Annotated in this window: 31 protein-coding genes; 17 read left to right on the forward strand and 14 right to left on the reverse strand. The window is 60.9% G+C overall.

Going from position 1 to position 26,712, the window contains the following annotated elements:
• Positions 1-17: 17 nt before the first annotated feature.
• Positions 18-461, reverse strand: a complete 444-nt coding sequence (locus J2Z75_RS07165) for an Lrp/AsnC family transcriptional regulator (protein ID WP_209849788.1) — start codon at positions 459-461, stop codon at positions 18-20.
• Positions 462-596: 135 nt separating this feature from the next.
• On the opposite strand from J2Z75_RS07165, the gene J2Z75_RS07170 reads away from it, so the two are divergent.
• Both J2Z75_RS07170 and J2Z75_RS07175 read left to right on the forward strand, forming a co-directional pair.
• Complete coding sequence (locus J2Z75_RS07170) at positions 597-1,493, forward strand: DMT family transporter (RefSeq protein ID WP_209849790.1); 897 nt, start codon at positions 597-599, stop codon at positions 1,491-1,493.
• 19 nt (positions 1,494-1,512) lie between these two features.
• Positions 1,513-1,818 carry an NIPSNAP family protein gene (locus J2Z75_RS07175; protein ID WP_209849792.1) on the forward strand — a complete coding sequence of 102 codons (306 nt, stop codon included), beginning with the start codon at positions 1,513-1,515 and terminating at the stop codon, positions 1,816-1,818.
• 19 nt (positions 1,819-1,837) lie between these two features.
• Here the strand turns inward: J2Z75_RS07175 and J2Z75_RS07180 are convergent, their stop codons facing one another.
• The gene (locus J2Z75_RS07180; protein ID WP_209849794.1) at positions 1,838-2,395 is read right to left on the reverse strand and encodes a cysteine hydrolase family protein; all 558 of its coding nucleotides are present in this window, start codon (positions 2,393-2,395) and stop codon (positions 1,838-1,840) included.
• A 39-nt stretch (positions 2,396-2,434) separates the two neighbouring features.
• A complete protein-coding gene (locus tag J2Z75_RS07185; RefSeq protein ID WP_209849795.1) occupies positions 2,435-2,599 on the reverse strand; it encodes a hypothetical protein in 165 nt (54 codons plus the stop codon).
• A gap of 93 nt (positions 2,600-2,692) precedes the next feature.
• On the opposite strand from J2Z75_RS07185, the gene J2Z75_RS07190 reads away from it, so the two are divergent.
• A complete protein-coding gene (locus J2Z75_RS07190; RefSeq protein WP_209849796.1) occupies positions 2,693-3,310 on the forward strand; it encodes a LysE family translocator in 618 nt (205 codons plus the stop codon).
• Positions 3,311-3,444: 134 nt separating this feature from the next.
• Positions 3,445-4,413, forward strand: a complete 969-nt coding sequence (cysK, locus tag J2Z75_RS07195; protein ID WP_209849797.1) for a cysteine synthase A — start codon at positions 3,445-3,447, stop codon at positions 4,411-4,413.
• A gap of 71 nt (positions 4,414-4,484) precedes the next feature.
• Here cysK and J2Z75_RS07200 read toward each other — a convergent pair whose 3' ends face one another.
• Both J2Z75_RS07200 and gshB read right to left on the reverse strand, forming a co-directional pair.
• A complete protein-coding gene (locus tag J2Z75_RS07200; protein ID WP_209849799.1) occupies positions 4,485-6,017 on the reverse strand; it encodes a YifB family Mg chelatase-like AAA ATPase in 1,533 nt (510 codons plus the stop codon).
• A 258-nt stretch (positions 6,018-6,275) separates the two neighbouring features.
• Positions 6,276-7,223, reverse strand: a complete 948-nt coding sequence (gshB, locus tag J2Z75_RS07205; protein ID WP_209849801.1) for a glutathione synthase — start codon at positions 7,221-7,223, stop codon at positions 6,276-6,278.
• Positions 7,224-8,061: 838 nt separating this feature from the next.
• Here gshB and J2Z75_RS07210 point away from each other — a divergent pair.
• Together J2Z75_RS07210 and J2Z75_RS07215 are read left to right on the forward strand one after the other, a co-directional pair.
• Positions 8,062-8,484, forward strand: a complete 423-nt coding sequence (locus J2Z75_RS07210; RefSeq protein ID WP_209849803.1) for a nuclear transport factor 2 family protein — start codon at positions 8,062-8,064, stop codon at positions 8,482-8,484.
• Between the two features lie 9 nt (positions 8,485-8,493).
• The gene (locus J2Z75_RS07215; RefSeq protein WP_209849805.1) at positions 8,494-9,177 is read left to right on the forward strand and encodes a helix-turn-helix transcriptional regulator; all 684 of its coding nucleotides are present in this window, start codon (positions 8,494-8,496) and stop codon (positions 9,175-9,177) included.
• Positions 9,178-9,194: 17 nt separating this feature from the next.
• On the opposite strand, the gene J2Z75_RS07220 is transcribed toward J2Z75_RS07215, so the two are convergent.
• Complete coding sequence (locus tag J2Z75_RS07220; RefSeq protein ID WP_209850668.1) at positions 9,195-9,431, reverse strand: hypothetical protein; 237 nt, start codon at positions 9,429-9,431, stop codon at positions 9,195-9,197.
• Between the two features lie 270 nt (positions 9,432-9,701).
• On the opposite strand from J2Z75_RS07220, the gene J2Z75_RS07225 reads away from it, so the two are divergent.
• Positions 9,702-9,902, forward strand: coding sequence for a hypothetical protein (locus J2Z75_RS07225; RefSeq protein ID WP_209849807.1), 201 nt, complete (start codon positions 9,702-9,704; stop codon positions 9,900-9,902).
• 85 nt (positions 9,903-9,987) lie between these two features.
• Here J2Z75_RS07225 and J2Z75_RS07230 read toward each other — a convergent pair whose 3' ends face one another.
• From J2Z75_RS07230 to J2Z75_RS07260, 7 genes are all read right to left on the reverse strand, one after another.
• Complete coding sequence (locus tag J2Z75_RS07230; protein ID WP_209849809.1) at positions 9,988-11,097, reverse strand: sn-glycerol-3-phosphate import ATP-binding protein UgpC; 1,110 nt, start codon at positions 11,095-11,097, stop codon at positions 9,988-9,990.
• Positions 11,098-11,110: 13 nt separating this feature from the next.
• Positions 11,111-11,953 carry a sn-glycerol-3-phosphate ABC transporter permease UgpE gene (gene ugpE, locus J2Z75_RS07235; protein WP_209849811.1) on the reverse strand — a complete coding sequence of 281 codons (843 nt, stop codon included), beginning with the start codon at positions 11,951-11,953 and terminating at the stop codon, positions 11,111-11,113.
• A gap of 14 nt (positions 11,954-11,967) precedes the next feature.
• Positions 11,968-12,927 carry an ABC transporter permease subunit gene (locus J2Z75_RS07240; protein WP_407692749.1) on the reverse strand — a complete coding sequence of 320 codons (960 nt, stop codon included), beginning with the start codon at positions 12,925-12,927 and terminating at the stop codon, positions 11,968-11,970.
• A gap of 170 nt (positions 12,928-13,097) precedes the next feature.
• On the reverse strand, positions 13,098-14,396 hold the full coding sequence (locus J2Z75_RS07245; RefSeq protein ID WP_209849813.1) for an extracellular solute-binding protein: 1,299 nt from the start codon (positions 14,394-14,396) through the stop codon (positions 13,098-13,100).
• Between the two features lie 104 nt (positions 14,397-14,500).
• Entirely contained in the window at positions 14,501-14,869 is a 369-nt protein-coding gene (locus J2Z75_RS07250) for a YraN family protein (RefSeq protein ID WP_209849815.1), read from the reverse strand.
• Positions 14,859-15,788: a 16S rRNA (cytidine(1402)-2'-O)-methyltransferase gene (gene rsmI, locus J2Z75_RS07255; protein WP_209849817.1), complete on the reverse strand. Its 930-nt coding sequence runs from the start codon at positions 15,786-15,788 to the stop codon at positions 14,859-14,861. Before rsmI ends, J2Z75_RS07250 begins: the two co-directional genes overlap by 11 nt.
• A 402-nt stretch (positions 15,789-16,190) precedes the next feature.
• Positions 16,191-16,751 carry a hypothetical protein gene (locus J2Z75_RS07260; RefSeq protein WP_209849820.1) on the reverse strand — a complete coding sequence of 187 codons (561 nt, stop codon included), beginning with the start codon at positions 16,749-16,751 and terminating at the stop codon, positions 16,191-16,193.
• A gap of 349 nt (positions 16,752-17,100) precedes the next feature.
• Here J2Z75_RS07260 and dnaN point away from each other — a divergent pair, with 349 nt between their 5' ends.
• The 7 genes from dnaN to J2Z75_RS07295 all read left to right on the forward strand — a co-directional run bounded on the left by dnaN (position 17,101) and on the right by J2Z75_RS07295 (position 22,507).
• Positions 17,101-18,219 (forward strand): DNA polymerase III subunit beta, encoded by a 1,119-nt coding sequence (dnaN, locus tag J2Z75_RS07265; RefSeq protein WP_209849823.1) that lies wholly within the window; start codon positions 17,101-17,103, stop codon positions 18,217-18,219.
• A 277-nt stretch (positions 18,220-18,496) separates the two neighbouring features.
• Positions 18,497-19,093, forward strand: a complete 597-nt coding sequence (gene pmtA / locus J2Z75_RS07270) for a phospholipid N-methyltransferase PmtA (protein ID WP_209849826.1) — start codon at positions 18,497-18,499, stop codon at positions 19,091-19,093.
• Between the two features lie 9 nt (positions 19,094-19,102).
• Positions 19,103-19,693, forward strand: a complete 591-nt coding sequence (locus J2Z75_RS07275; protein ID WP_209849829.1) for a histidine phosphatase family protein — start codon at positions 19,103-19,105, stop codon at positions 19,691-19,693.
• Positions 19,694-19,695: 2 nt separating this feature from the next.
• The gene (gene pyrF / locus J2Z75_RS07280; protein ID WP_209850673.1) at positions 19,696-20,394 is read left to right on the forward strand and encodes an orotidine-5'-phosphate decarboxylase; all 699 of its coding nucleotides are present in this window, start codon (positions 19,696-19,698) and stop codon (positions 20,392-20,394) included.
• Positions 20,395-20,703: 309 nt separating this feature from the next.
• Positions 20,704-20,991, forward strand: a complete 288-nt coding sequence (locus J2Z75_RS07285; protein ID WP_209849832.1) for a DUF1330 domain-containing protein — start codon at positions 20,704-20,706, stop codon at positions 20,989-20,991.
• A gap of 120 nt (positions 20,992-21,111) precedes the next feature.
• Positions 21,112-22,092, forward strand: a complete 981-nt coding sequence (locus J2Z75_RS07290) for a complex I NDUFA9 subunit family protein (RefSeq protein ID WP_209849834.1) — start codon at positions 21,112-21,114, stop codon at positions 22,090-22,092.
• Positions 22,093-22,342: 250 nt separating this feature from the next.
• Positions 22,343-22,507 (forward strand): hypothetical protein, encoded by a 165-nt coding sequence (locus J2Z75_RS07295; RefSeq protein ID WP_209849836.1) that lies wholly within the window; start codon positions 22,343-22,345, stop codon positions 22,505-22,507.
• Positions 22,508-22,603: 96 nt separating this feature from the next.
• Here the strand turns inward: J2Z75_RS07295 and J2Z75_RS07300 are convergent, their stop codons facing one another.
• Positions 22,604-23,410, reverse strand: coding sequence for an undecaprenyl-diphosphate phosphatase (locus J2Z75_RS07300; protein WP_209849838.1), 807 nt, complete (start codon positions 23,408-23,410; stop codon positions 22,604-22,606).
• Positions 23,411-23,588: 178 nt separating this feature from the next.
• Here J2Z75_RS07300 and J2Z75_RS07305 point away from each other — a divergent pair, with 178 nt between their 5' ends.
• From J2Z75_RS07305 to J2Z75_RS07315, 3 genes are all read left to right on the forward strand, one after another.
• Positions 23,589-24,281 (forward strand): glutathione S-transferase family protein, encoded by a 693-nt coding sequence (locus J2Z75_RS07305; protein ID WP_209849840.1) that lies wholly within the window; start codon positions 23,589-23,591, stop codon positions 24,279-24,281.
• Positions 24,282-24,347: 66 nt separating this feature from the next.
• Positions 24,348-25,508: a tRNA epoxyqueuosine(34) reductase QueG gene (gene queG, locus J2Z75_RS07310; protein WP_209849843.1), complete on the forward strand. Its 1,161-nt coding sequence runs from the start codon at positions 24,348-24,350 to the stop codon at positions 25,506-25,508.
• Complete coding sequence (locus tag J2Z75_RS07315; protein WP_209849846.1) at positions 25,508-26,380, forward strand: SDR family oxidoreductase; 873 nt, start codon at positions 25,508-25,510, stop codon at positions 26,378-26,380. Before queG ends, J2Z75_RS07315 begins: the two co-directional genes overlap by 1 nt.
• The last annotated feature ends 332 nt before the right edge of the window (positions 26,381-26,712 follow it).

The raw sequence follows: 26,712 nt of genomic DNA on the forward strand, positions 1-26,712 counted from the left end.
CGATCACGCACTGACGATCACCCACTGGCGAGCGGCGGCAGCCTGCGCTTCACCGGCGATGATTTGACGATCGAGGTATTGGTCTGGGATTTCTCGGCAATGCGGTCAAGGATCGTGTCCAGTTGCTCCATGTCGCGCACGAGCAATTTGGCGATGAAGCAGTCGTCGCCCGTCACCTTGTCGCATTCGACGAATTCCGGTGTGTCCTGGATCATCTTCTCGACGATGTGCAGCATGCCCGGCATCGGGCGAACGCGCACCACCGCCTGCAGGGCATAACCGAGCGCTGCGGGATTGATGGAGACGGTAAAGCCCGTGATGACGCCGCGATCCTCCAATCGGCGCAGCCGGTCGGCAGTGCTTGGCGAGGACAGGCCCGCCTCCTGCGCCAGTTCTTTCAGCGAAATGCGGGCGTTGGCGGAGAGTAGGTCGAGCAGGCGCCGGTCGAGATCGTCGAGCATTGGAAACTCCATAAGGTGAAATATACAGTTCGCCTTCCATGATAAGGTATTATCACATAACAGCCTTCCATAATCCATATATCTGAGCGCGGAGGCATATTACTCTTCTGCCATTCAATCGATGGAGTGGATACGATGGAAAAGGACGTCAAAACCGGCAGCATCGAAATGACGGCTGCCATGCTGATTTCGGGAACGATCGGCTGGTTCGTGCTGGCGTCCGGCCAGCCGGTGATCGACGTGGTCCTCTGGCGCTGCCTGTTCGGTGCACTGACGCTGCTCGCCATCTGCGCTGCCTTGGGCCATTTCCGTGGCGGTATCCTGACATGGCGGCTGTTCGGCCTTGCCGTCCTCGGCGGCGTCGCCATCGTCGTCAACTGGCTGTTTCTATTCGGCGCCTATTCGCGCTCGTCAATCTCCATCGCCACCATGGTCTACAACACCCAGCCCTTCATGCTGCTGGCCATCGGCGGATTGTTTTTCAAGGAAAAGATCACCGCCACGAAGCTCGCCTGGCTCGGCGTCGCCTTCGCCGGCATGGTCGCGATCGTTAGGGCGAAGCCGGCCGGTGATTTCACCGGCGGCGACTATCTGACGGGGATCGCCATGGCGCTGGCGGCAGCCTTCTTCTATGCGCTCGCAGCACTCGTTGCCAAGCGGTTGAAGGGAACGCCGCCGCACCTGATCGCGCTGATCCAGGTCGTCACCGGACTTCTGATGCTGGTGCCGTTTGCCGGAGCCTCCGGTCTGCCGACGGAAGCCTTTCAATGGGGGCTGCTGGTGACCATGGGTGTGGTGCATACCGGGCTGATGTATATCCTGCTTTATAGCGCCATCCAGAAGCTGCCGACGCATCTGACCGGCGCGCTCTCCTTCATCTATCCGGTCGCAGCACTTGCCGTCGACCGCATCGCCTTCGGGCATCTTTTGCAGCCGGTGCAGCTGCTTGGTTCCGCGGCGATCCTGATTGCGGCTGCCGGCATGACTTTCGGCTGGACATGGCCTCGCCGACTGCGGCATCAGGCGGTTTGAATCATTCATGGAGACCGGCATGATCACCTGCACTCTGCGCTACGTCATCGACCCCTACAAGCTTGCCGAATTCGAGGAATATGCCAGGCTCTGGATCCCGCTGGTCAACCGGCTGGGCGGCACGCATCACGGCTATTTCATGCCGCATGAAGGGGCGAACAACATTGCGCTCGCCCTCTTCAGCTTTCCGAGCCTTGCGGCCTATGAGGACTATCGCCAGCGCATGGCAAAGGATGCCGAATGCCTGGAGGCCTTTGCGCTTGCCGAAAAGACGCGTTGCATTCTCAGCTACGAGCGCAGCTTCATGCGTCCGGTCTTTGAATAGCCAAGCCTTCCAGTAAATCTCAGAAGGTGATTTCGTCCGAGCGCCGCAGCTCGATTGCGTGCCCACCGGCATTGAAGCCAGCGAGCAGGCGATTGTGGTGGGCGATGATCTGCGAAAAGGTCAGCTCGCCCATGTCGCCGGTCGCATGGCCGTCGGACAGCAGCGTCACGTCATAGCCGAGCGACACCGCCCGGCGCGCGGTCGTGTCGACGCAGAACTGCGTCATGCAGCCGCCGATGACGAGATGCGTCGCGGAGTGTTTTGCCAGCTGCTCCTGCAGGTCCGTCTGGAAGAAGCTGTCGCAGCTCGTCTTGTGAACAACGGCCTCGCCAGGAACCGGCGCGATCTCATGGCGCAGGCCCCAGCCGTTGGACGACCGCGCCAGCGGGTCGCCTGTACCGCCATCGTGTTGAACGAGGATGACCGGGATATGCGCGGCGCGGGCACGGGCCTGGATCGATTGCAGGCGTCCGACAGTCTCGTTGAGCGCCGCGTCGATGGCAGGTTGGCGCTCGGGCGTGCCTTCGCCTTCGAGGATGGCGTTCTGGACGTCGATGATGAGAAGTGCAGTTGTCATGATGGACTCTGGATGGGTTGGGAGGAGGAAATCGTTGCCTCAGACCGGACGACCGGCGAGGAGGGTGGCGATGGAACCCGGCGTCAGCACCATGCCGAGCGCGACGAGAGCGAAGGCTGCAGGGCTGGCTGCTTCGGGCATGATCAGCGTCTCCATCTGCGCGCGGCGCAAGGGCGAAATGTCGACCAGGCCACGGCCATGCATTAGCCGGAACAGCGGCGTCGATCAATGCCGCGAAAATTGCAAGGGCCGGGAAAACCGTCTAAACATCGCCTTCGCAAATCTCCGGAGCCGACGATGAGCCTCGCAACCCTTCTCGCCTATTGCACCGCGCTTTTCATCGCCGCCGCGATCCCCGGTCCGGGCATGACGGCGATCGTGGCGCGTGCGCTCGGCTCCGGTTTTCGCGAGACCTTCTTCATGGGGCTTGGCCTCGTGCTTGGCGATCTCGTCTACCTGACCGGCGTTATCCTGGGGCTTGCTTTTGTCGCGCAGACTTTCACCACGACTTTCATGGTGATCAAGATACTCGGCGCGCTCTATCTCGTTTACATCGCCTACAAGCTCTGGACGGCCGGCCTGCTGACGCAGGATATCCAGGCGAAGAAAAGCACGGGCACGGGCATGTCCTTTCTGTCCGGGCTGCTGGTGACGCTCGGCAATCCGAAGACCATGCTGTTCTACGTGGCGCTGGTGCCGACGCTGATCGACGTGCATGCGATCGGCCTCAACGAGTACGCGGTGCTTGTCGGTGCGACGTTCACCGTGCTGATGGCGGTTCTGGTCCCCTATATCCTGCTTGCCTCGCGCGCCAGGCTGCTTCTCAAGCAACCCCGCGCGTTGAAGTCGCTGAACCGGATCGCTGCCGGTATTTTAGGTGGTACCGCCGCCTATATCGCCACACGCGTCGCCTGAAAAATTCGTTCTGGAAGAGGCGGTTCCGCGACAGTTTTTTCCAATCGAAACAAAGTGGTGGAGATTAGCACTCTGGCAAGTGGGTTGCTTTGCCCCTATTCTCCCTGCAACTGATGAGAAAAGGGAGAAGCACAATGTCAGATCAGCGCAAGCCCGGCCGCGGCCGCATCTATTCCTCGATCACCGAAACCATCGGCGATACGCCGATCGTGCGCCTCGACAAGCTGGCGAAGGAACACGGCGTCAAGGCCAATCTCCTGGCAAAGCTCGAGTTCTTCAATCCGATCGCCTCGGTCAAGGACCGTATCGGCGTTGCGATGATTGAAGCGCTGGAAGCACAGGGCAAGATCACGCCCGGCAAGACGACGCTGGTCGAGCCGACATCGGGCAATACCGGCATCGCCCTCGCATTCGCCGCCGCCGCCAAGGGCTACAAGCTCATTCTCACCATGCCGGAGACCATGTCGGTCGAACGCCGCAAGATGCTGGCGCTGCTCGGCGCCGAACTGGTGCTGACCGAAGGGCCGAAGGGCATGAAGGGCGCCATCGCCAAGGCCGAGGAACTGGCGGCGTCGCTTCCCGACGCGATCATTCCGCAGCAGTTCGAAAATCCGGCAAACCCGGAAATTCACCGCAAGACGACGGCCGAGGAAATCTGGAACGACACCGATGGCGGCGTCGATATCCTGGTGTCCGGCATCGGTACCGGCGGCACGATCACCGGCGCCGGCCAGGTGTTGAAAGCCAAGAAGCCATCGATCAAGGTCATCGCGGTGGAGCCGGCCGAATCTCCGGTGCTGTCCGGCGGCGCGCCCGGCCCGCACAAGATCCAGGGCATCGGCGCCGGCTTTGCGCCCGCCATTCTCGATACGAAAATCTATGACGAGATCATCACTGTTTCGAGCGTCGAGGCGATCGAGACCGCGCGGCATGTGGCACGTCTTGAGGGCGTCCCAGTCGGCATCTCCTCCGGTGCCGCTTTGAAGGCCGCGATCACGATCGGCCAGCGCCCGGAAAATGAAGGCAAGACCATCGTCGTCATCATCCCGTCCTTTGCCGAACGGTATCTTTCGACGGCTCTGTTCGAAGGTCTTGGCGGCTGATCGCACGCCTGCCCGTATCAGCTTTGCAATGATGGCCGCTCTCGAAAGGGGGCGGCCTTTCCAATTCTGCTTCATGCCGCCGCCGTCAGCCGCTCCCCCGCGATCCGGTAGGAAATCGCTTCGGCCAGATGGATGCGCCCGACCGTCGCCTTCTCGTCGAGATCGGCCAGCGTGCGGGCGACTTTCAGGACGCGATGATAGCCGCGCGCCGAAAATTTCATCTTTTCGGCTGCGTCGCGCAACAATTGCAGTCCGCCGGCATCCGGCTCGGCCATCTTTTCGATCATCGATGTCGAGCAGCGTGCGTTGGACAGGACGTGCGGCATGCCGAAGGCGATGAAGCGGTCCATCTGGATGTCGCGGGCGCGGGCCACCCGCCGGGCGACCACGGCGCTCGGTTCGGCAGGGGCAGGGCGGATGAGGTCGGCGGCGGTGACCGAGGGGACATCGATGCGGATATCGATCCGGTCCATCAGCGGGCCGGAAATGCGTCCCTGATAATCGGAAACGCAGCGCGGCCCGCGGGCGCAACTATGCCCCGGTTCTCCTGCCATGCCGCAGCGGCAGGGGTTCATCGCGGCGACAAGCTGGATCGCCGCCGGATAGGTGACGCGGTGGTTGGCGCGGGCGATAATGCATTCGGCCGTTTCAAGCGGCTGGCGCAGCGCATCGAGGACCTGCGGGGTGAATTCCGGAAACTCGTCGAGAAACAGCACGCCATTGTGCGCCAGCGAGGCCTCGCCCGGCCTGGCGCGCAGGCCGCCGCCGATCATTGCCGCCATGGTGGCGGAATGATGCGGGGTGCGGAACGGCCGCCGGTCCGACAGCTTGCCGCCCGCCAGTTGCCCAGCGATCGAATGGATCATAGAGACTTCGAGCAGTTCGGGGGGAGAGAGCGGCGGCAGGATCGAGGGCAGGCGGGCGGCAAGCATGGATTTGCCGGAGCCGGGCGGGCCGACCATCAGCAGATTGTGATTTCCGGCCGCCGCCACCTCCAGCGCCCGCTTGGCGCTCTCCTGTCCCTTGATATCGGCGAGATCCGGCATGTTGGCGGGGCTGGCGCGGACAGCGGGCTCCGGACGCGACAGCACCTGTGTGCCGCGAAAATGATTGGCCAGCGCGATCAGGCTGCGTGGCGCCAGGATATCGATCTCCGAGCCGGCCCAGGCCGCTTCCGCGCCGCTGTCGGCCGGGCAGATCAGCCCCTTGCCGAGCCCGTTGGCGCCGATCGCGGCCGGAAGCGCACCGGCGACGGCGGCGATCGTGCCGTCGAGATTGAGTTCGCCGATGACGACATAGTCGGCAAGGGCATCGCCGGGAATGGCGCCTAGCGCTGCCATCAGGCCAAGGGCGATGGGGAGGTCGAAGTGCGAGCCCTCTTTCGGCAGATCGGCAGGCGCCAGATTGACCGTGACCTTCTTGGCGGGAAGCGACAGGCCGGAGGCGTGCAGCGCTGCCTGGACGCGCTCGCGGCTTTCGGCCACCGCCTTGTCCGGAAGGCCAACGATGTGCATGTTGACCTTGCCCGGCGCGATCATCACCTGAACATCGACGGGCACGCCCTCGATGCCCTGAAATGCAACCGTACTGACACGCGCGACCATGATTGCCCCTCTTGCCGCGAGGCAGGATCACAACCCGCCACCACAACCTTTGCCGGTTGTGGTGGAAAATCTTGCACGAATAACGGAATAAAACAAGAACAATTATCGAACAGATGCGCCGATCGCGATCAATCGGGTTGAGCCGGGTTGTATTTTCCGAGCGGAGCGGAACAGCCGCGGACATCCGCGGCGTGAAGCTGGGTTGTATGGTGCCAGGACGCCGGGGCAGGGTACCACCCCGGCCTGTCCCAGATGCCGTCAGGCGCGCTTGCGCTCGATCGCATCCCAGAGCAGGGCGGCGATATCGGCGCCGCCGAATTTCTTCACTTCGCGGATGCCGGTGGGCGAGGTGACGTTGATCTCGGTCATGACGTCGCCGATGACGTCGATGCCGACCAGCAGGAAGCCGCGTTCGCGCAGCGCCGGGCCGATGCGGGCGCAGATTTCCTTTTCCCGCGCCGTCAGTTCGGTCGGCATGGGGGTGCCGCCGGCATGCATGTTGGAGCGGGCGTCATGTTCGGCAGGCACCCGGTTGATCGCGCCGACCGGTTCGCCGTCGACCAGAATGATCCGCTTGTCGCCCTTGCGCACCGCCGGCAGGTATTCCTGGGCGATGAAGGGCTCGCGGAACATCTGGCCGAACATTTCGAGCAGCGACGACATATTGCGGTCGTCGCGGGTCGAATGGAACACGCCGGCGCCGCCATTGCCGTAGAGCGGCTTCAGGATGATGTCGCCCATCTCGGCGCGGAAGCTGGCGATCTCGGCGGGATCGCGGGTGATCAGCGTCTTCGGCATCAGGTCGGGAAATTCGGTGACGAAGATCTTTTCCGGCGAATTGCGCACCCAGGCCGGGTCGTTGACCACGAGCGTCTTCGGGTGGATGCGCTCCAGCAGATGCGTCGAGGTGATGTAGGCCATGTCGAAGGGCGGGTCCTGGCGCAGAAGCACGACGTCCATGGTCGACAGATCGATGCGCTCGGCGTCGCCCAGCGTGTAGTGGTCGCCCTTGACGTCGCGCAGTTCCATCGGCTGGACGGTGGCGATCACCTTGCCGTCGCGCAGCGACAGCTGGTTGGGCGTATAGTGGAAGAGCTTGTAGCCGCGCGCCTGCGCTTCGATGCTCATGGCGAAGGTGCTGTCACCAGCGATGTTGATGCCGGAGACGTGATCCATCTGGATCGCGACATTGACGATTCGTGCCATGAGTCATTTCCTGTTGATCGTGGGCGTCGTTGAACGAGGCTTGTCTATATCAAATCGCGTCCGGGGAACCATACAGATTTCTGCGGGCGTCCATATTTGGACACGCCTTCCCGTTCACGCGGCGGCTTTTCCGCCCGTGGCTTGAACTGGTCTCAGTGCGCCGGCTTTCAAAAAGCGCGGCAAGTCGGCCGGGGCACAACGTATGCCTCAGAGTAAAGTAGTTAGGTGACACACGCTGTGCCCCGTTTCGGTGGTTTTTACCTGCAACTTCGGTTTCTCTGCGCGGATGATCGGCCGCCTTTACCAGGGTGGCGCTCCCGGACTGTCCGGTGCGCCACGAAAGACCTGTCTTTCGACAGGCCAGTCGCCGGTCCTCATGTGTACCTCACAGGCACGCCCCGCCATTTTGCAGACGAGAGGGAAACCATTTTCTGCAGGCCCCTGCGGCCGCGCCTGCGTTTCAAACACAGACCGAAGGCACCGGCCCCGCCTCGCCGGCAACGCTAACCGGTGTATCCTTGGCGGAACGAGGTCATGATGGCATGGGATGAGGAGGCGGGGATTTGCGGGGATGAATTTTTTTGGATGGGTGGCCCCAATTGCGGTCATCCGCCTGCCTGATTCCAGGAAAACATGAATATCCTGACAGTCTCCTGACGCCATGGTGGCAGGAGACCTATTGTATTGTGCCAATACCCGCCGCAGAAGATCAGAAGGAAACCGGCCGATGCTGGCAATGAACAGGCGTTCCGCCTGCCTCACGCTTGTGCTTGGATGCACAGGTTCTCGCGCGCGGGCAGCCGACATGAAGATTTCGACATCAGGAAAGAATGGTACGATGACAGACACCGCCGCAATCATTGATCTCTTCGACCGCTGGGAAAAGGTCTGGCACGAGGGTCAGTTCGATCTCGTTCCCGGATGCGTCGGAGATCAATATATCCGCCATGACGAGACAGGCACGCGGACCGTGACCCGCGAAGCCTATGCCGCCGAGATCGCCAAAACGAGGCAGGAACGACCGGACATCCGTGTCGTCGTCTACGATCATGCATTCCAGGAGGAGCGCGCCTGGTTCCGCTTTGCCTTCAAATGGACCGACGTGGCGACGGGAGAGGCCCGCAGCCGGGCCGGCATGCAGTCCTATCGCAGCGAGGACAACAAGCTCGCCGAAACATGGCTTTCGATGCAGCCGATGGGCTCCGCTTGGCCCGACGCGGTCGCCCAGGCACACTGGACGGACCCGTCTCCAGTCAAGTAGACCGTTCCCATGCGCCGAGCCGACCGCCTCTTCGAGATCATCCAGATATTGCGCCGGAAGAAGGCAACGAGGGCGGCAGACCTTGCCGCCATCCTCGAGGTGTCCGAGCGGACGATCTACCGCGACATCGCCGACATGGTGTCGCGGGGCGTTCCGATCGATGGAGGGGCGGGCGTCGGCTACATCCTGCGGCCGGGCTTCGATCTACCACCGCTGATGTTCAACGAGAACGAGGTCGAGGCGTTACTTCTCGGCACCCGGATCGTCCAGTCTTGGGCAGACCCTGAGTTGGCAAATGCTGCAGCCAGTGCCATCCAGAAGATCGCACAGGTCATGCCGGACGAGCTTCGTCGCCAGCTCGATCTGGTCAGCATATGGACGCCCATCGAGCCCGCCCGCCAGCCGATCACCATCGATCAGGCGGAGCTTCGCCGTGCTATCCGGCAGAAACGCAAGGTCCGGTTCGTCTATACTGACCTTCAGGACAAGATCAGCGAGCGACTGGTTCGGCCGTTGATCATGGCATTCTACGGACAGGTCTGGCTGCTGGCGGCATGGTGTGAAGACCGCGACGGCTTCCGCGTGTTCCGTGTCGACCGCATGTCAAGGTTCGCATCGCTGGACGAGGGTTTCCTCGATGAGCAGGGGCGGACGGCGGAAGATTTTCTGAAACAGGACAAACCGCTCGTTTGAGCGGTTTGCGTGGCGCTTCACGAAGCCGAGAATGTCACAGTCACGCCACGCTGCCGGAAGTAGGCCTGCATCAGCTTCCTGCCGGAACGGTTGTTGTGCACGAGCCTGGCCGGGTCGAACAGGGCTTCTTTCAGACCCGCCCGCGTCAACGCTGCCTTGAGAGTGGCGATATGCGCGTCGATGTCGGCATTATCAGCATGGAGCGATTCATAAATGCGGTTTGTGGCCTCTGCTACGGTCGGTTCGCTCACGATTACACTCCTGATGTTGTCTGGCTGGCGCTTGCCACATGTTTGGCCTGACCCTATCGCGGTGAAAAATGCCGGAGTCAACGGGTGACGATGGATTGGAGCAGTGCGTCGGTTTTCGAATATGCGGCACCGGAAAGACCAGCGGGAACCGGGCCCATGCGGCCGAGACGCCACAGCAGCTTTGCGCCTGGCGCAGACGTTGCGGCGGCGCGAGCACAAAGCTATGTGTTTCGGCTGTACGCACAGCAATGGAGAAACGAGATTATCAAGATCATGGTATTGCTGCACAGCGCCGCTGGCGCCGATTGGCAGTCTCCCCCGAAAGGCACAAGCCTGAAGACTTTAAGCGAAGCGGAAGAGCAGGGTTTCATCCTTATCCGAGGGGAATTTCAGAAACGGCAATTCCGCCTGACGGAACTTGGCTCCGAATATGTCGAGCGCGACAAGCGGCGGCTGGAAGCTCGCCGGCTCTGAAACGCTCTCGTCGCGCTTTTTAAAGGGCGGCGGCGAATGTCTGACCGGTCGGTTTCTCTTCCGGGCCGAAAGCGCCCTTGCCCGCTCACACGCCAGCGATCTCCAGTCTCTCCACGCGCCGGCTCTCGGATGGCGCGAAAGGTTGCGCCAGGCGCTTGCCGGTATCGGCGTCGAAGAAATGCAGGCGCTCCGGCGCGATGGAGAGGGCCAGGGTTTCGGCAATCTCGATTTCAGGCGACAGCGACGCCGTCAGCTTCTTGCCGTCGACGGTGCCGTGGACCAGCCTTTGGGCACCCAGTTCCTCGATGTAATCGACTTTCATCGTCAGCGCCTGTTCGCCGGTTGTGGCGATCCGCAGGTCTTCGGCGCGGATGCCGACGGTGATCTGGCCGGGGAAGGCGGCGGGGCGGCCGAGGTCGAGGACCTGGCTGCCGAAATGCAGCTGGTTGCCCTCGCGGGTGCCGCGCAGCAGGTTCATGGCCGGTGAGCCGATGAAGCTGGCGACGAAGGTGGAGGCGGGGGTGTGGTAGACGTCGAGCGGCCGGCCGATCTGCTCGATCTGGCCGCCGTTGAGGACGACGAGGCGGTCGGCCAGCGTCATCGCTTCCAGCTGGTCGTGGGTGACATAGAGCGAGGTCGTGCCGAGGCGCTTCTGCAACTGCTTGATCTCGCCACGCATCGAGACGCGCAGCTTGGCGTCGAGGTTGGAGAGCGGCTCGTCGAACAGGAAGGCGGCGGGCTTGCGCACGATCGCACGGCCCATGGCGACGCGCTGGCGCTGGCCGCCGGAGAGCGCACGCGGCTTGCGGGTGAGATATTGCTCGATCTCCAGCATGCGGGCAGCTTCCGCCACGCGCGCGTCGATCTCGGCCTTCGGCGTGCCGCGGTTTTTCAGGCCGTAGGCCAGGTTGTTGTAGACGGTCATGTGCGGATAGAGCGCATAGTTCTGGAAGACCATGGCGATGTCGCGCTCGGCCGGCTCGATATCGTTGATGACGCGGTCGCCGATTTCGACCGTGCCCTTGGAGATCGCCTCAAGGCCGGCGACCATGCGCAACAGCGTGGACTTGCCGCAGCCGGACGGGCCGACCAGCACGATGAACTCGCCGTCGGCGATGTCGATCGACACGGATTTCACCGCCTCGACGCCGCCGGCATAGATCTTCGAAACATTGGTGATGTTGATCGCTGCCATGGCCGCGTCTCCTCTACTTGTCGCTTTCGGTGAGGCCTTTGATGAACCAGCGCTGGAAGATCATGACGATCATCACCGGCGGCAGCATGGCGAGGATCGCCAGGGCAAAGGCCTCGTTGTAATCGGGAATGTTGGAGCCGACCCAGACCAGCAGGATCTGCTTGATGCCGCGCACCAGCGTGAAGAAGCTCTCGTCGGTGGTCATCAGGGTGGGCCAGAGATACTGGTTCCAGCCATAGACGAACATGATGATGAAGATCGCCGCGATCATCGTCTTCGACAGCGGCACGATCACGTCGATGAAGAACTTGAAGGGGCCTGCGCCATCGATGCGGGCGGCTTCCAAGAGTTCGTCGGGGATCGATTTGAAGAACTGGCGGAAATAGAAGGTGCCGGTGGCCGACGCCAGAAGCGGCACGATCAGGCCGGTATAGGTGTTGGTGAGATGCAGCGTGTTCATCACCTCGTAGGAGGGCAGGATGCGCACTTCGAGCGGTAGCAGTAGGGTGGTGAAGATCATCCAGAAGGTGATGGTGGCGAAGCGGAAGCGGAAATAGACCAGCGCATAGGCCGCCAGCATCGACAGGATGATCTTGCCGGCGGCAAATCCGACGCCGAGGATCAGCGAGTTCATCATCATCCTGAGACCGGTGATCTTGCCGGTAAAGCCGCCCTGTTTGGTCAAGACGGTCGTGTAGGTGTCGATGAAATGGCCGCCGGGCAGGATCTGCAGGCCGTTGCGATGGATCTCGGCGGCCTCGTGGCTCGACGTCATCAGGGCCACCAAGAGTGGGCCGACCATGAAGAACACGCCCATCATCAGGATGACATGGTCGAAAAGTTTCGTGCGATGCATGATCTCGCCTCCGCTCAATTGTAGTGGACGCGCCGCTCGATGAAGCGGAACTGGAAGATGGTGAGCACGAAGACGATGATCATCAGGATGACGGATTGCGCCGATGAGCCGCCGAGATCGTTGCCGCGGAAGCCGTCCATGTAGACCTTGTAGACCAGCGTGATCGGGTTGTTGGCCGCCTTGTCCTTCACCATCACGTCGATGACGCCGAACGTGTCGAACAGGGCGTAGGTGGTGTTGATGATCAGGAGGAAGAACGCGGTCGGGGCCAGCAGCGGCAGGGTGACGGTCCAGAAGCGGCGGAAGCCGGAGCGGCAGTCCATCAGCGCCGCCTCGCGCACCGAGACCGGGATGCCCTGCAGGCCGGAGAGGAAGAAGATGAAATTGTAGGGGATCTGTTTCCAGACCGAGACGACGATCATGGCAAACGCCGTGTCGTTATAGTCGAGGCCGACCTTGATATCCCAGCCGAAGAAAGCGGCGAATTTCACCAGCGGGCCGATATGCTGGTCGAACAGCATCATGCCCATCAGGCCGGCCACCGGCGGGGCGATGGCATAGACCCAGATCAAAAGCGTCTTGTAGGTGGCATTGCCCTTGATGACGCCGTCGGCCTTGACGGCGAGCAAAAGGCCGATCGCCAGCGAAAAGAAAGTCACGAGTGCGGTGAAAACGGCGGTGAAGCGGGCGATGCCGAGATATTCGCCGGATTTCAGCACGTCGGTATAATTGGCAAAGCCGACGAAGGTGGAGCCGAAGCCGAAAGGGTCCTCGAGGTAGAAGGACGACTGGATCGCCTGGACCGAGGGCCAGTAGAAGAATATGAAGATGATCGCCATCTGCGGGGCAAGGAAGAGATAGGGCAGCAGCGGCGAATTGAATTGCACGCGCTTGGCAAAGTGCGGCTCGGATGGAGCGGACCGGAAACGCCGGAAAAACCCGCCGGCAGCGGGGGCTGCAAGCGTTCCGGACATTGTCGAGGGAAGGGGCGTGTTCGTCATGAACGGGCTTTCGAAATATCCGAGTTTACGGAGGGGCTCCCTCCCCCTTGTGGGGAGGGTTGGGGAGGGGACTTCTTTTAAAAAGAAGAACCCCTCCCGACCCTTCGGGCCATCCTCCCCACAAGGGGGAGGGGAAGACCGGATCAACCAGCCGTCTTTGCAAACCGGGCGAGAAGTTCGTTGCCTTCCTTCTCGATCGTGTCGAAGGCGTCCTTGACGGAGACTTCGTTTGCGAAGATGCGGCCGTATTCGCGTTCCATGATTTCGCGGATCTGCGGGTAGAAGCCGAGGCGGTAGCCCTTCGACCATTCACCGGCCGGCAGCATCAGCTGCTTGATGCCGACTTCGGCGGCCGGCTTCTCGTTGTAGTAGCCTTCCTTCTTGGCAAGCTCGTAGGCTGCCTTGGTGATGGCGACGTAACCTGTGGCCTTGTGGTAGAACACCTGGATTTCCGGCGAGGTCAGGAACTGGAAGAAGTCGGCGACGCACTTGTTTTCTTCATCAGACTTGCCGGACATCGCAAAGAGCGCGGCGCCGCCGATGAAGGACGAGGTGCCGGCGCCCTTGATCGAGCCCCAGTACGGCAGGAAGGTTGCCGAGAACGGCATCTGCGCCGTCTTCTGCAGGCCGCCGAACGAGCCCGAGGAACCGATCCACAGGGCAGCCTTGTTTTCTTCGAACATCTTCTGGTTATCGTTCCAGCCGGCGCCGTAATAGGCGAAATAGCCTTCGTCGGCCCAGGCCTTCAGCTTGTCGAACATCATGATCAGGTTCGGGTCGGTGACCTTCAGCTGCGTGTCGACGACGCTATCGTAGCCGTTGTTGTTGCTGGCGAACTGGATGTTGTTGCGCGAGAAGAAGTTCTCGGTGAACTGCCAGGTCAGCTGCGACTGGACGAGCGGGATGAAGCCGGCTGCCTTGAGCTTCGGTGCGGCGGCTTCGAACTCTTCCCAGGTCTTCGGAGCTTCGACGCCGGCCTTCTTCAGGGCCTCATTGTTGATGTACATGATCGGCGCCGAGGAGTTGAACGGCATGCCGACGAACTTGCCTTCGCTATCGGCGTAGAAATAGCGAACGCCGTCGATGAAGGCGTCGCGGTCGAATGTGTAGCCGGCTTTGTTGATCAGGTCTTCAGCCGGGATGACGGCGCCCTTGGCATTGATGATCGTCGCGGCACCCGCGTCGAAAACCTGCAGGATGTTCGGCTGTTCGCCCGAACGGAAGGCGGCGATGCCGGAAGCGAGCGCCTCTTCATAAGTGCCCTTGGAAACCGGGGTCAGGGCACAGGCGGTCTGCGACGCATTGAACTTGGTGGCGACCTCGTTGATGACTTCGCCGTTGCGGCCGGCCATGCCGTGCCACCAGGTGATGTTGGTCGCGGCAAACGAGGAGGTGGCGGAGAAAACCAGCGCGAGGCCGGTCATCGTGAATTTCCTGATCATGGCAGTTCCTTTCACCAGGGTTAAGGTGAGGAACCGGCTATCGGCCTTTCATGACGGGCGGATAACGCTTTTATGTCGATTCGATTACAACTGTGCACGCGCGTTCAAAAAGCATCGGGTAGATGGACAGGCCAACGCCATGGCGTGACGGAAACGATGTCGTAGCGGATTGAAAGGCGTGCGGAATCCCTTTGTTTCGAGAGCCAGAGATCGCTTGCGGCACGAATGCGGCGCTGTGCAAAATCGGAAACGGCAAAAACGGAATCCTCCAGCGATCGGCGGGCTTTTACCTCGACGCAGGCAACCAGATTGCCCTTGCGTGCAATGATATCGATTTCACCCAGCTTGGTGCGATAGCGGAAGGCGACGATGCGGTAGCCCTTGAGGATGAGCGACAGGGCGGCGCGGTATTCGGCCAGCGAGCCGCGCCGGAGTGCTTTCAGTCTCTTGCTGTCGGGCGTCTCACGGCTCATTCCGGTCCTTGAGCTCCAGCAGCCGGTCGTAGAGGTCCTTGCGATTAAGCCCCGTCTGCTTGGCGGCCTCGGTTGCCGCCTTGCCGGTGGACATATCCTTCACCAGCGCCAGCAGGATCGCATCGACATCGTCGGCCTCCGGGGCTGCCGGCGCGTCAGGCGGGCCGATGACAAGCACGATCTCGCCCTTGACGGTGGCACCCTCATCGTAAAACGCCTTGAGTTCGGCCAGCGTGCCGCGCCGGAATTCCTCGAAGGTCTTGGTGAGTTCGCGGCAGACGGAGGCGCGGCGCTCCGGCCCGAGCACATCATGGGCGGCAACGATGGTCGCCGCGATCCGGTGCGGGGATTCAAAGAACATCAGCGTCGCGGGAATGGACGCAAGTTCCGCGAACCGGTCGCGGCGTGCCTTGTCCTTGGAGGGGAGGAAGCCCGCGAAGAGAAAGGCGTCGTTGGGAAGACCCGAACCGACGAGCGCCGCCAGCGGCGCCGACGCGCCGGGAATGGGCACGACGCGATGGCCGGCCTCGATGGCGATCTGGCCGAGGCGGTAGCCGGGATCGGAGACCAGCGGCGTGCCGGCATCCGAGACGAGGGCGACGGATTTGCCCTGGTCGAGCGCGGCAAGCAGCTTCGGCCCGACCTCGTTGGCATTGTATTCGTGATAGGCGTAGGGCCGGTTGACGATGCCGTAGCGATCAAGCAGCACGCGGGTCACGCGGGTATCCTCGCAGGCCAGCACATCGGCGCCGGCCAGTGTTTCCAGCGCCCGCAGGGTGATGTCGGAGAGATTGCCGATCGGGGTCGCGACCAGATAGAGCGCCGGCTCCAGCGGCCGCGCGGGCACGGCGACATTGTGCAGGCGGTAGCTCTTCTGCCGCTCGCTTGCTCCGGTGGCGCCGTCTGCCTGATGTTCCACGATGTTATTCTTTCTGCTTGTTCTGACTCCTCTTATGGGCGAGCCGTGCGAAGGCGGCAAGTGCCGACTCTCCGTCGTCCCCTCTCCCCGCAGGCGGGGAGAGGGTTAGGGTGAGGGGCTCAGCCTAACCCTCACAGATATCGCCGCACGTGGCCCCTCATCCGGCCTGTCGGCCACCTTCTCCCCGCAGGCGGGGAGAAGGGAGATGCCGCTCTATCCGTCGCTCCACAATCGCTCCAAGCAGGCTTCCCATATGCAATATCCTTGCGGCAAGGGCGGGATGTCTAAGGAAGGGGTATGCAGCTGCGGCACGCTTTGTAGCCAAAGCATCAGCAGAATAGCTGTAGAAGACTTCAAAGCAGCTGCCAAAAGCGGTCATTCTCTACGCTGCTATTTGCATAGTTATGAGCTCGCTGCTGCCATTACGATCTGCACGATGGCCATCAACAGGCCTGCGATACCGATTACTCCCGCGAGCGTAGGAGAGCGCAAAAGGCGCATGATCTCAGGCCATAGTGGATCTGGAGTTTCAATCAGCTTTTCCGCAGACTCTATCAATGCCATGGCATTGGCTGTGCGAGCGTTTGAGAGTTTGGCTGACTCGATAACCGCTCGCATCTCTATAAGAATGCGCCTAATTTCAGACTTTTGATATTCCGATAAGTTAATTCGACCGGTCCAGGCCGAACTGTCTATTCTTAGAGGAATCTCTCCCCGTTCCACGGCATCAAACCCAGCGGCCGTAATCTGAAATAGCCTACCACCGGACATCTGGTATGCTTGCCGTGTAATAACCAAGCCTGCCGACTCTAAGTCATCTGTCAGGGCCAATATGTATTGGTTCGCGTATTCCAGTCCTGTGTTTTTCCTGATCGTTGGAATAGTGCAGTACCGCGAGTTTCCGCTAGCCAAGCGTTGATACAGGTACTGAAGGATCGCTAGCTGATCATTTCTGGCGCTCACCTTTATTTCCTCTAATTTTTACCGGTTCGGCAGCATTTTTTATCATCCAAGTGAGTTATGGCTACCGAATTGCGATCGGCGTCAACCAATCACTGTCGCTCCGGCCAAAACGTGACAAAAGATGTTGTACCCTCTGCCATAACATCGCGGTAAGCGTAACGTGAGACGGGATATTGGGGACGACGGCACAATCCCGTTGACAATCGTTCCGACTCTCCAGCGATAGCGCTTGATTTCCGCGACCTCTTTCTGCCATTTTGCCCGTCCACATCTTTGCTGTCCTTGGGCAGTCGAATACGTAAAGGCCGGGAAACACGTTTCCGGCGATGGTTGAAAGCGGTAGCATCTCATGCGCATTACTCTCGAGCGGTCCAATCTCCTGAAGTCGCTGAACCACGTTCACCGCGTGGTCGAGCGTCGCAACACCATTCCGATCCTCTCGAACGTGCTTCTGCGCTCCGATGGCGCCAGCCTCGAGATGAAGGCGACCGATCTCGATCTCGAAATCACCGAGGCAACGCCGGCCCAGGTCGAAACGCCAGGTGCGACGACGGTTCCGGCGCATCTGCTTTACGATATCGTCCGCAAGCTGCCGGATGGCTCGGAAGTGGCGCTTGCCACCAATGCCGAAGGCACGGCGATGACGGTCCAGTCCGGTCGCTCCAAGTTCTCGCTGCAATGCCTGCCGCAATCGGATTTCCCGGATCTGACGGCCGGCGCCTTCACCCATACGTTCCGCATGAAGGCGACGGACCTGAAGATGCTGATCGATCGCACCCAGTTCGCGATCTCGACGGAAGAGACACGCTACTATCTCAACGGCATCTATATCCACACGATCGAAAGCAAGGGCCAGCTGAAGCTGCGCGCCGTCGCTACAGACGGCCACCGTCTCGCCCGCGCCGATCTCGAAGCGCCGTCCGGCTCGGAAGGCATGCCGGGCATCATCATCCCGCGCAAGACGGTCAGCGAGTTGCAAAAGCTGGTCGACAATCCGGATGTGGTCGTCACCGTCGAAGTGTCGGATGCGAAGATCCGGCTGACGATCGGTTCGATCGTCATGACCTCCAAGCTGATCGACGGCACGTTCCCGGATTACCAGCGCGTCATTCCGGCCAACAACGACAAGGAACTGAAGATCGATTGCCAGGCATTTCAGCAGGCCGTCGACCGCGTGTCGACGATTTCGTCGGAGCGCGGCCGCGCCGTCAAGCTGGCTTTGGCCGAGGGGCAATTGACGCTTACCGTCAACAACCCCGACTCGGGCAGCGCGACGGAGGAACTGGCGGTTGGCTATGACAGCGATCCGCTGGAAATCGGCTTCAACGCCAAATACCTGCTCGATATCACCGCCCAGCTTTCCGGCACGGACGCCGTCTTCATGCTTGCCGATGCCGGCTCGCCGACGCTGGTGCGCGACATGGCGGGCGACGACGCGCTTTACGTGCTGATGCCGATGCGGGTGTAGCTGCTGTTCGGTGCCAGAGACTAAAGCAACGGCCGGAACGATTTCCGGCCGTTTTTGTACCTGCCGGGGGCCAAGTGTGTGCTATCGAGGCCCTTGTGAATTATATTGACGGAATGCCACCTCACTGAGCTGTTGGCATGTTGACATAATGACGCGAAATAACTTGTTTTTGTCGCAGTCGGCAACACATAATCATTTCGGAATTGAAGACGCAGTGCCTGCAACGACAGCCATGAAGTGCTGTCATGGCTTATGCGCCGTATTGGTGGAGATACGCATGAATTTTCGTCTGAAAGAGCGCCTTGGCAAGAAATTCGACGAGGAAATCCGTTTCTTCAAGGGCTGGCGAAGCAATATGAAGGCAGTCGGCTCGATCGTGCCGACGTCAGGCATAACCGCCCGGAGGATGGCCAGCGTCGTCAATCCGCATTCAGGGCTTCCCGTTCTTGAACTCGGGCCTGGCACCGGCGTCATCACCAAGGCGATCCTGCAGAAGGGCGTTCAGCCGGAAAACCTCGTGTCGATCGAATTTTCCACGGATTTCTATCAGCATCTCGTCAAGACCTATCCCGGCGTCGATTTCATCAATGGGGATGCCTTCGATCTGGACAAGACTTTGGGTGCGCGGAAAGATCAGCAGTTCGACAGTGTCGTCTCCGCCGTGCCGCTTCTCAACTTCCCGATGCACATGCGCGTGTCGCTGATCGATGATCTTTTGTCGCGTGTGCCCGTCGGCCGCCCGGTCATGCAGATTTCCTACGGCCCGCTGTCGCCGGTCGTCGCCATGCCGGACCGCTACCAGATTTCCCATTATGATTTCGTCGTGCGCAACATTCCGCCGGCGCAATTGTGGGTCTATCGCAAGACACATTGAGATCGCCCGATGTTCGGCATCTATCTGACGCATCCGCAGATCCGCATCGAACCGGATGTGCCGGTTCCGCGTTGGGGGCTGTCCGATGTCGGCGTGGCTAGATCGGAGGCCGCAGCCCAATGCGATTGGGCAAGGGCGCTGACCCGTATTCTCTCAAGCGACGAGACCAAGGCACTGGAAACGGCGGCGATTTTGGCGCGTGCGAGCGACGTTGAAGTCGCGGTGCTGGAACATGCCGGCGAAAACGACCGGTCGGCCACCGGATTTCTGGTGCCGGACGAATTCGAAAAGGCGGCCAACTGGTTCTTTGCCCATCCGGAGGAGAGTTTCCACGGATGGGAACGCGCCATCGATGCCCAGACGCGGATTGTGACGGCTGTCTCCGCCATACTCGATGAGCACGATCCGGCAAGGCCGATAGCCTTCGTCGGACATGGCGGTGTTGGGACGCTGCTGAAATGCCATCTCTCTGGCGTACCGATTGCGCGTAGCCAAGACCAGCCGGGTGGCGGCGGCAATCTGTTCGCATTTGCCCTTGCAGACCGCTCCCTTGCATGCGACTGGACCGCCATGGAACTCTGGCAAGGATGGCAACAATGACTTTGACCGCGCGCGACCGGCTGATCGTCGGCCTTGATATCCCGACCATCGGCGAGGCCGAGACGATCGTCAAAAAGCTCGGGGACGACGTGCTGTTCTACAAGATCGGCTATCAGCTGGTCTTTGCCGGCGGGCTGGAGTTCGCCCGCGATCTTGCGCGCGACGGCAAGAAAGTCTTCCTCGACATGAAGCTGCTCGACATCGACAACACCGTCGCCAAGGGTGTCGAGAACATCGTCAAGATGGGCATGTCGATGCTGACCCTGCACGCCTATCCGAAGGCCATGCGGGCGGCGGTGGAGGCGGCAAGGGGATCGGACCTCTGCCTGCTCGGCGTCACGGTGCTGACCTCGATGGACGAGCAGGACGTCATCGACGCCGGTTACGAATATGATCCGCATACGCTGGTGCTGCGCCGTGCCGAACAGGCGCGGGGCGCCGGCATGGGCGGCATTGTCTGCTCGGCCGAGGAAGCCTCTGCGGTCCGCAAGATCGTCGGTCCCAAGATGGCGATCGTCACCCCCGGCATCCGGCCTGCCGGCAGCGACAAGGGCGACCAGAAGCGTGTCATGACGCCTGCCGATGCGCTTGCCGCCGGTTCGAGCCATCTCGTCGTCGCCCGTCCGATCGTCAAGGCCGACGACCCGCATGCCGCGGCGCTAGCCATTCTTGACGAGATGAGCGGTGCGCTTGCCGGATAATTCAGTCCGTGTTGCCGGCGATTTTGCTGGTCATGTCGGAATTCCGGATGAGAGACAGCGCGCCTCCGGCCAGATGATTTGCGGTGACGGTATTGAACTGGGCGAAATCCAGCGGGCTTTCGCTGCTGCCGAAAGGGTGCGCCGGATCGATGAAGCAGAAACGCCGTCTGCCGCCCCGCGAGTCTAGCCATAAGGCCGGCTTGCCCCACCGTCGATGCCGGCCATTCTATCCGTCTTGACCGCCCAAACAATTTGGCGGAAGAAGCCGAGGCAACACTACCGGGTTGCGATGAAATTAGGGAGAAGGTCATGGCGAAGGGCTACTGGATTGCACGGGTCGATGTCCGCGATGCCGAGCGTTACAAGGATTACGTCGCGGCCGCCAAGCCTGCGTTTGAGAAATACGGCGCGAATTTCCTCGCGCGCGGTGGCGCGTTTCAGCGGCTGGAGGGCGATGTGCGTGCCCGCAATGTGGTGATCGAGTTCCCGTCGCTGCAGGCGGCGGTCGATTGCTACAATTCTCCGGAATACCAGATCGCGGCCGCAATCCGCCAGGAAGTCGCCGATGCCGAAATGGTGGTCGTCGAAGGCGTTTGAAGCGCGATTGAGGCTGCGGCGGAAAGCGGCAGAAAAGCCGTCGCGATAAGCCTTCCCGTCGTCCGATGATTGGGCTATGTAGCTCACATACACGATGCTGAAGATCAGGAGTGCCTGCACATGACCTTGTCCAATCTCCCGCCGCTCGTCACTGTTTTCGGCGGGTCCGGATTTGTCGGCCGTCATGTGGTGCGGGCGCTCGCCAGGCGCGGCTTTCGTATCCGCGTTGCCGTTCGCAGGCCCGATCTCGCAGGCTTCCTGCAGCCGCTGGGCAATGTCGGCCAGATTTCCTTCGTCCAGGCCAACCTGCGCTACCGCAAATCGGTCGATGCCGCGGTACAGGGCGCCGATCACGTCGTCAATTGCGTCGGCATCCTGTTCGAGGCCGGCCGCAACACGTTCGATTCGGTTCAGGATTTTGGCGCCCGCGCCGTGGCCGAGGCTGCGCGTGGTGTCGGCGCGACGCTGACGCATATCTCTGCCATCGGCGCGGATGCCAATGCCGAATCGCTTTATGCCCGCAGCAAGGGCCGGGCGGAAAAGGCCGTCCTCGAGATCGTTCCGGAGGCCGTAATCTTGCGGCCGTCGATCGTCTTCGGTCCGGAGGACGGTTTCTTCAACAAATTCGCCGAAATGTCCCGCTTCTCGCCGGTCCTGCCGCTGGTCGGCGGCGGCAATACGGCATTCCAGCCGGTCTATGTCACCGACGTTGCAGAAGCGGTCGCAAAGGCCGTCGAAGGCAAGGTTGCCAAGGGGAAGATCTATGAAATCGGTGGCCCGGACGTCCTGACCTTCAAGAACTGTCTCGAAATCATGCTGAAGACGATCGATCGCAAGCGCACACTGCTGCCGATCCCCTTCGGTATCGCCTCGATGATCGGCTCCGTGGCATCCATGGTTCCGTTCATTGCGCCGCCGCTGACTGTCGATCAGGTCACGCTGCTGAAGAGCGACAACATTGTTTCCACCGCCGCGCAGGCCGATGGCCGCACGTTGCAGGCCTTCGGCATCGAAGCCACGTCGGTCGAAGCGGTGCTGCCCTCCTACATGGTGCGCTACCGTCCGCAGGGGCAGTACAGCCGGTCCGGCAGCGCCGCCTGAGTGCATCGTCGATCCGGTCAAATCGGGTTGTCGTGAAAGCCGCCGGCGCCCTCCGGCGGTTTCTTTTTGGCCGTCTCAAAATAAAGCGTTGCAGTTCTGCCTCACTGAAAAAAGCGATTGGTCTTTACCGTCGATTCAACATGTATCGATATTGATAACGGCTGTTCCAGCGCATAGACAGCAGCCGCGCCGTATCGTTCTGTTTGGGGATGATCGGCGCCGTCACATTATCTTGAGAGGCACATTCTTTATGGGCAAGTCGATCGCGATTTTCTTTGCGTGCGCGGCACTTATCATCCTGGCTGGATCCTTTGCTGCGCCGAAGACGGTCGCCAGCAATCACAGCGGCTGCGCGCCTGCCTATGGCGTCGATCCCTGCACGACGGCGTCGATCAATACGCTCGCCGACGAGTAACACTTTCCGCCTCGCAAGGGGCGGCACCGATTTATGGCGGGGGCCAGGAACCGCATGCATCCTTTCAAACGGGGTGCATGCGGTTTTTTATTGCAGTCAGCCGATCAGCCAGAGGCCGATGAGCCCGGCCGTGCCGACGATGATGCGCCAGATGGCGAATGGCGCGAAGCCGCGGTTGGAGACAAAATTCAGAAGCGAGCGTACCACCAGCAGGGCCGATACGAAGGCGGCGATGAAACCGACCGCAATCAGCGATACGTCATCGAAGCTCAGCGCGTCCCGGTTCTTGTAGAGATCGAGCGCGAAAGCCCCCGCCATGGTGGGCATCGCCAGGAAGAACGAGAATTCGGCAGCGGAGCGCTTGTCAGTTCCCATCAGCAAAGCGCCGGCGATTGTCGCCCCTGAACGGGACGTGCCGGGGATCATGGCCAGGCACTGGAACAGGCCTATTTTGAGCGCGAGTGATGGCGGATAGTCCATGACGTCGCGGTATTTCGGTTTTAGGGGCATGCGGTCGATCGCATAGAGAATGACGCCGCCGACGATCAGCACGATGCAGATCAGCATCGGCGTTTCGAACAGCACGCTCTTGATGAAATCATGCGCAATGGCGCCGATGACCGCGGCCGGCAGGAAGGCGAGAAGGATCGACAGGACGAACTGCCGTGCCTTTGCGCTCGAGGGCAAGGCACGTGCGATCGACAGCAGCCGCTGGAAATAGACCAGCAGAATGGCAAGGATCGCGCCGAGTTGAATGAGGACGGCAAACGTGTTGCCTGGCGACTTGAAGCCGAGAAAATGTCCGGCGAGCAGCACATGGGCTGTGGATGACACCGGAATGAATTCGGTCAGACCTTCTATGAGGCCAAGAATGAGCGCGCTGATGATCGATTGATCGGCCATGAATTAAGCATCCCTGAAGCATTGGAGGTTAGGGTTTGGGACCATCGAAGGGCATTGGCTGATTCGCTTGTATTTGCGGCAGCAAGTTCCTATAGCTTTTTCAAACGCGCCGTGGCCAGACGAAACCACCGCGACAAAACCGTCCCCTCCCAATCGAACTGACGAAACCCGATATCCGATGCCGACACTTTATCACCACCCCATGTCCACCTCTTCCCGGTTCGTCCGCCTGATCCTTTCGGAATATGGCTATCAGACGGAACTGGCGGAGGAACAGCCCTGGGAGAAGCGGCGCGATTTCCTGACACTCAATCCGGCCGGCACGCTTCCGGTCTATGTCGATGACAGCATGCGGGCGCTCTGTGGCGCGACGGTGATTTCCGAATATCTGGATGAAACCAACGGCGTTCTGAAGCGCGACCGCCGGCTGCTGGCCGAGGATCCCTTCCAGCGCGCCGAGATCCGCCGGCTGGTCGAATGGTTCCTGCAGAAGATGGAAGCCGACGTGACGCGGCCGCTGGTGCGCGAACGCATCTTCAAGTTGCAGATGACGCCGGACCAGGGCGGCGGTGCGCCGGATTCGAAGATGCTGCGCACCTCGCGCTCGAATATTCGCCAGCACCTGAAATACCTGGCCTGGCTTGCAGGCTCGCGCACCTATCTCGCCGGCGACCGGCTGTCCTATGCCGATCTGGCTGCCGCGGCCGCCATCTCGGTTCTGGACTACCTTGGCGAGATCGACTGGTCGGAGGCGCCGGCCGTCAAGGACTGGTACCAGCGGCTGAAATCGCGGCCGTCCTTCCGCCCGCTGCTTGCCGAGCGCGTGCGTGGCGTGACGCCCGTTTCCCACTACGCCGATCTGGATTTTTAGAGCATGATGCCGAAAAGTGCGATGCGGTTTTCGGTCAGCATCATGCTCCAGCAATAGGAGACGTCCGTGTCCGCCGATGCACTCCATGAGGAGAAGCATGACAAGAGGCGCCGGACGCTCACCCGCTTCCTGAAGGACGAGGCCCGCGACAAGGGTTTCGATGTCTGCCGGGTAACGCTTCCCGACTCGATTCCACACGCGCCGGAACGGCTCGCCGATTTTCTGGATCACGGATATCACGGCACGATGGACTGGATGGCGGAAACGGCTGCCCGCCGGTCCGACCCGCGTGTGTTGTGGAGTGACGTGCGTTCGGTCGTACTGTTCGGCATGAACTACGGTCCCGGCGAGGACCCGCGCTCGATCCTCTCCAAGCCTGATCGCGGCGCGATTTCCGTCTATGCGCAGAACCGCGACTATCACGATGTCATCAAGGGCAAGCTGAAGGACGTCGCGACCCGTTTCGCCGCAAGGGCCGGCGAAGACGTCAAGGTCTTCGTCGATACGGCGCCGGTGATGGAGAAGCCGCTTGCCGAGCAGGCGGGCCTCGGCTGGCAGGGCAAGCATACCAACCTCGTCAGCCGCGAATTCGGCTCCTGGCTGTTTCTGGGCAGCCTCTTCACCACGGCCGACCTGTTCACAGACGAGCCGGAACGGGACCACTGCGGCTCCTGCCGCGCCTGCCTCGACGCCTGCCCGACGGATGCCTTTCCTGCACCTTACAAGATCGATGCGCGCCGCTGCATCTCCTATCTGACGATCGAACACAAGGGGCCGATCGACCCTGCCATCCGCCCGTTGATCGGCAACCGCATCTACGGCTGCGACGATTGTCTTGCCGCCTGTCCCTGGAACAAATTCGCTGCCGCGGCTTCGGAAATGAAGCTGAAGGCGCGCGAGGATCTGAAGGCGCCGCAGCTGTCGTTTCTTCTGACACTCGACGATATCCGGTTCCGTTCGTTCTTCTCCGGCTCGCCGGTCAAGCGCATCGGCCGCGACCGGTTTGTTCGCAACTGTCTGATCGCCGCGGGCAATTCCGGCGACGCGGGCCTGATTGATATCTGCGTTGCCCTGTCGAGCGACATATCGCCAACGGTGCGCGGGATGGCCGTCTGGGCGCTATCGCGGCTGATGACCACTGGCGATTTCTCGGGTTTTGCGGCAAGACGGCATGGCGACGCCGATCCCGAGGTTCTCGCCGAATGGAAACTGGCAGGAGTTATCTGATGCATGTTCTGATTCTTGGTGCCGGGTTTTCCGGCTCGGCCATTGCCGAAGCCTTTTTGCCATTGGCGCAATCGGTGACGGGGACCACACGCTCGGAAGACAAGGTCGCCGGCCTTCGTCAGCGCGGCATCGATGCCCTTGTCTATGACGGCGCCAATATTTCGCCGGAACTCGCCGCCGTGATGAAACGTGCGACGCATCTGATCCAGTCCATCGCGCCGGGCCGTGACGGCGATCCGATGATGCGTCCGGAAACGCCGCCGATTGCCGAACTGATGCCGAACCTGAAATGGGTGGGCTATCTCTCGACCGTCGGTGTCTATGGCGATCATGGCGGCGCGTGGGTAACGGAGGAGGCGTCTCTGGAGCCGGTCTCGGCCCGCTCGGTGGAGCGTGTCGCAGCCGAAAAAGCCTGGCTCGCCTTTGGTGAAGAGAGCAATATCCCGGTCGCGGTGCTGCGGCTTTCCGGTATTTACGGTCCCGGCCGCAACGCCTTCTGCAATCTTGCCGCCGGCACGGCCCGCCGGCTAATCAAGCCAAACCAGGTGTTCAACCGAATTCGCGTCGAGGATATCGCCGCTGCCGCGGTGTTCCTGTCCGGGCGCTCCATCGGCGGCATCTTCAATGTCACGGATCACGAGCCCGCGCCGCCGCAGGATGTCGTGGCAGAGGCCGCGCGTCTGATGGGGGTGGCGCCGCCTCCGGAAATCCCCTTTGAGACCGCCGAGCTTTCGCCGATGGCGCGGTCCTTCTATGGGGAGAACAAGCGGGTTTCCAACAAGCGTCTGCGCGATCTCGGCTTCGTCTTTCGCTTTCCGGACTATCGCATTTCGCTAGCGGATTTGTGGAGCGGTCATCATTGGCGGGGTTGATCTTTCAAGTAACGATCTCCGAATGCAGTCTATGAGCTATTTCTCATCGAACTTTGAAAGTTGCCGCGAAATATTGTCCAGCAGCCAGATATTTGAGCTGTCGGATTGACAATAAGACTGCATTTTCGCTGTCAATTGATCGCAACCAAAGAGTGTATTTGTGGAATTCTAGCTTCCCAATCGGTAAAATTTAGCCAATTTCAAAAAATTGAATCGTTTTTGATGCGCAAAAAAGAGTTCGAGTCGGCGCTACCGACTGTTCCCGGTTTAATGGCTGATTCCAAAGCATTTCTACGGATATGTGACAGAAATTCAAAATTTCGTAATTTTAA

The sequence above is a fragment of the Rhizobium herbae genome (assembly GCF_017873135.1).
In the GTDB taxonomy this organism is placed as follows: Bacteria; Pseudomonadota; Alphaproteobacteria; order Rhizobiales; family Rhizobiaceae; genus Pararhizobium; species Pararhizobium herbae.

Excerpts from the sequence above, each read along its gene's own strand:
- J2Z75_RS07175 (WP_209849792.1), top strand. The coding sequence starts at position 1,513 with ATGATCACCTGCACTCTGCGCTACGTCATCGACCCCTACAAGCTTGCC.
- ugpE (WP_209849811.1), bottom strand. The coding sequence starts at position 11,953 with ATGCATCGCACGAAACTTTTCGACCATGTCATCCTGATGATGGGCGTG.
- J2Z75_RS07285 (WP_209849832.1), top strand. The coding sequence starts at position 20,704 with ATGGCGAAGGGCTACTGGATTGCACGGGTCGATGTCCGCGATGCCGAG.
- J2Z75_RS07165 (WP_209849788.1), bottom strand. The coding sequence starts at position 461 with ATGCTCGACGATCTCGACCGGCGCCTGCTCGACCTACTCTCCGCCAAC.
- J2Z75_RS07305 (WP_209849840.1), top strand. The coding sequence starts at position 23,589 with ATGCCGACACTTTATCACCACCCCATGTCCACCTCTTCCCGGTTCGTC.
- pmtA (WP_209849826.1), top strand. The coding sequence starts at position 18,497 with ATGAATTTTCGTCTGAAAGAGCGCCTTGGCAAGAAATTCGACGAGGAA.
- J2Z75_RS07210 (WP_209849803.1), top strand. The coding sequence starts at position 8,062 with ATGACAGACACCGCCGCAATCATTGATCTCTTCGACCGCTGGGAAAAG.
- J2Z75_RS07240 (WP_407692749.1), bottom strand. The coding sequence starts at position 12,927 with ATGTCCGGAACGCTTGCAGCCCCCGCTGCCGGCGGGTTTTTCCGGCGT.
- J2Z75_RS07245 (WP_209849813.1), bottom strand. The coding sequence starts at position 14,396 with ATGATCAGGAAATTCACGATGACCGGCCTCGCGCTGGTTTTCTCCGCC.
- J2Z75_RS07215 (WP_209849805.1), top strand. The coding sequence starts at position 8,494 with ATGCGCCGAGCCGACCGCCTCTTCGAGATCATCCAGATATTGCGCCGG.
- J2Z75_RS07225 (WP_209849807.1), top strand. The coding sequence starts at position 9,702 with ATGGTATTGCTGCACAGCGCCGCTGGCGCCGATTGGCAGTCTCCCCCG.
- J2Z75_RS07250 (WP_209849815.1), bottom strand. The coding sequence starts at position 14,869 with ATGAGCCGTGAGACGCCCGACAGCAAGAGACTGAAAGCACTCCGGCGC.
- cysK (WP_209849797.1), top strand. The coding sequence starts at position 3,445 with ATGTCAGATCAGCGCAAGCCCGGCCGCGGCCGCATCTATTCCTCGATC.
- J2Z75_RS07230 (WP_209849809.1), bottom strand. The coding sequence starts at position 11,097 with ATGGCAGCGATCAACATCACCAATGTTTCGAAGATCTATGCCGGCGGC.
- J2Z75_RS07315 (WP_209849846.1), top strand. The coding sequence starts at position 25,508 with ATGCATGTTCTGATTCTTGGTGCCGGGTTTTCCGGCTCGGCCATTGCC.
- J2Z75_RS07185 (WP_209849795.1), bottom strand. The coding sequence starts at position 2,599 with ATGCATGGCCGTGGCCTGGTCGACATTTCGCCCTTGCGCCGCGCGCAG.
- J2Z75_RS07200 (WP_209849799.1), bottom strand. The coding sequence starts at position 6,017 with ATGGTCGCGCGTGTCAGTACGGTTGCATTTCAGGGCATCGAGGGCGTG.
- J2Z75_RS07275 (WP_209849829.1), top strand. The coding sequence starts at position 19,103 with ATGTTCGGCATCTATCTGACGCATCCGCAGATCCGCATCGAACCGGAT.
- J2Z75_RS07295 (WP_209849836.1), top strand. The coding sequence starts at position 22,343 with ATGGGCAAGTCGATCGCGATTTTCTTTGCGTGCGCGGCACTTATCATC.
- dnaN (WP_209849823.1), top strand. The coding sequence starts at position 17,101 with ATGCGCATTACTCTCGAGCGGTCCAATCTCCTGAAGTCGCTGAACCAC.
- J2Z75_RS07300 (WP_209849838.1), bottom strand. The coding sequence starts at position 23,410 with ATGGCCGATCAATCGATCATCAGCGCGCTCATTCTTGGCCTCATAGAA.
- J2Z75_RS07290 (WP_209849834.1), top strand. The coding sequence starts at position 21,112 with ATGACCTTGTCCAATCTCCCGCCGCTCGTCACTGTTTTCGGCGGGTCC.
- J2Z75_RS07180 (WP_209849794.1), bottom strand. The coding sequence starts at position 2,395 with ATGACAACTGCACTTCTCATCATCGACGTCCAGAACGCCATCCTCGAA.
- J2Z75_RS07170 (WP_209849790.1), top strand. The coding sequence starts at position 597 with ATGGAAAAGGACGTCAAAACCGGCAGCATCGAAATGACGGCTGCCATG.
- gshB (WP_209849801.1), bottom strand. The coding sequence starts at position 7,223 with ATGGCACGAATCGTCAATGTCGCGATCCAGATGGATCACGTCTCCGGC.
- J2Z75_RS07190 (WP_209849796.1), top strand. The coding sequence starts at position 2,693 with ATGAGCCTCGCAACCCTTCTCGCCTATTGCACCGCGCTTTTCATCGCC.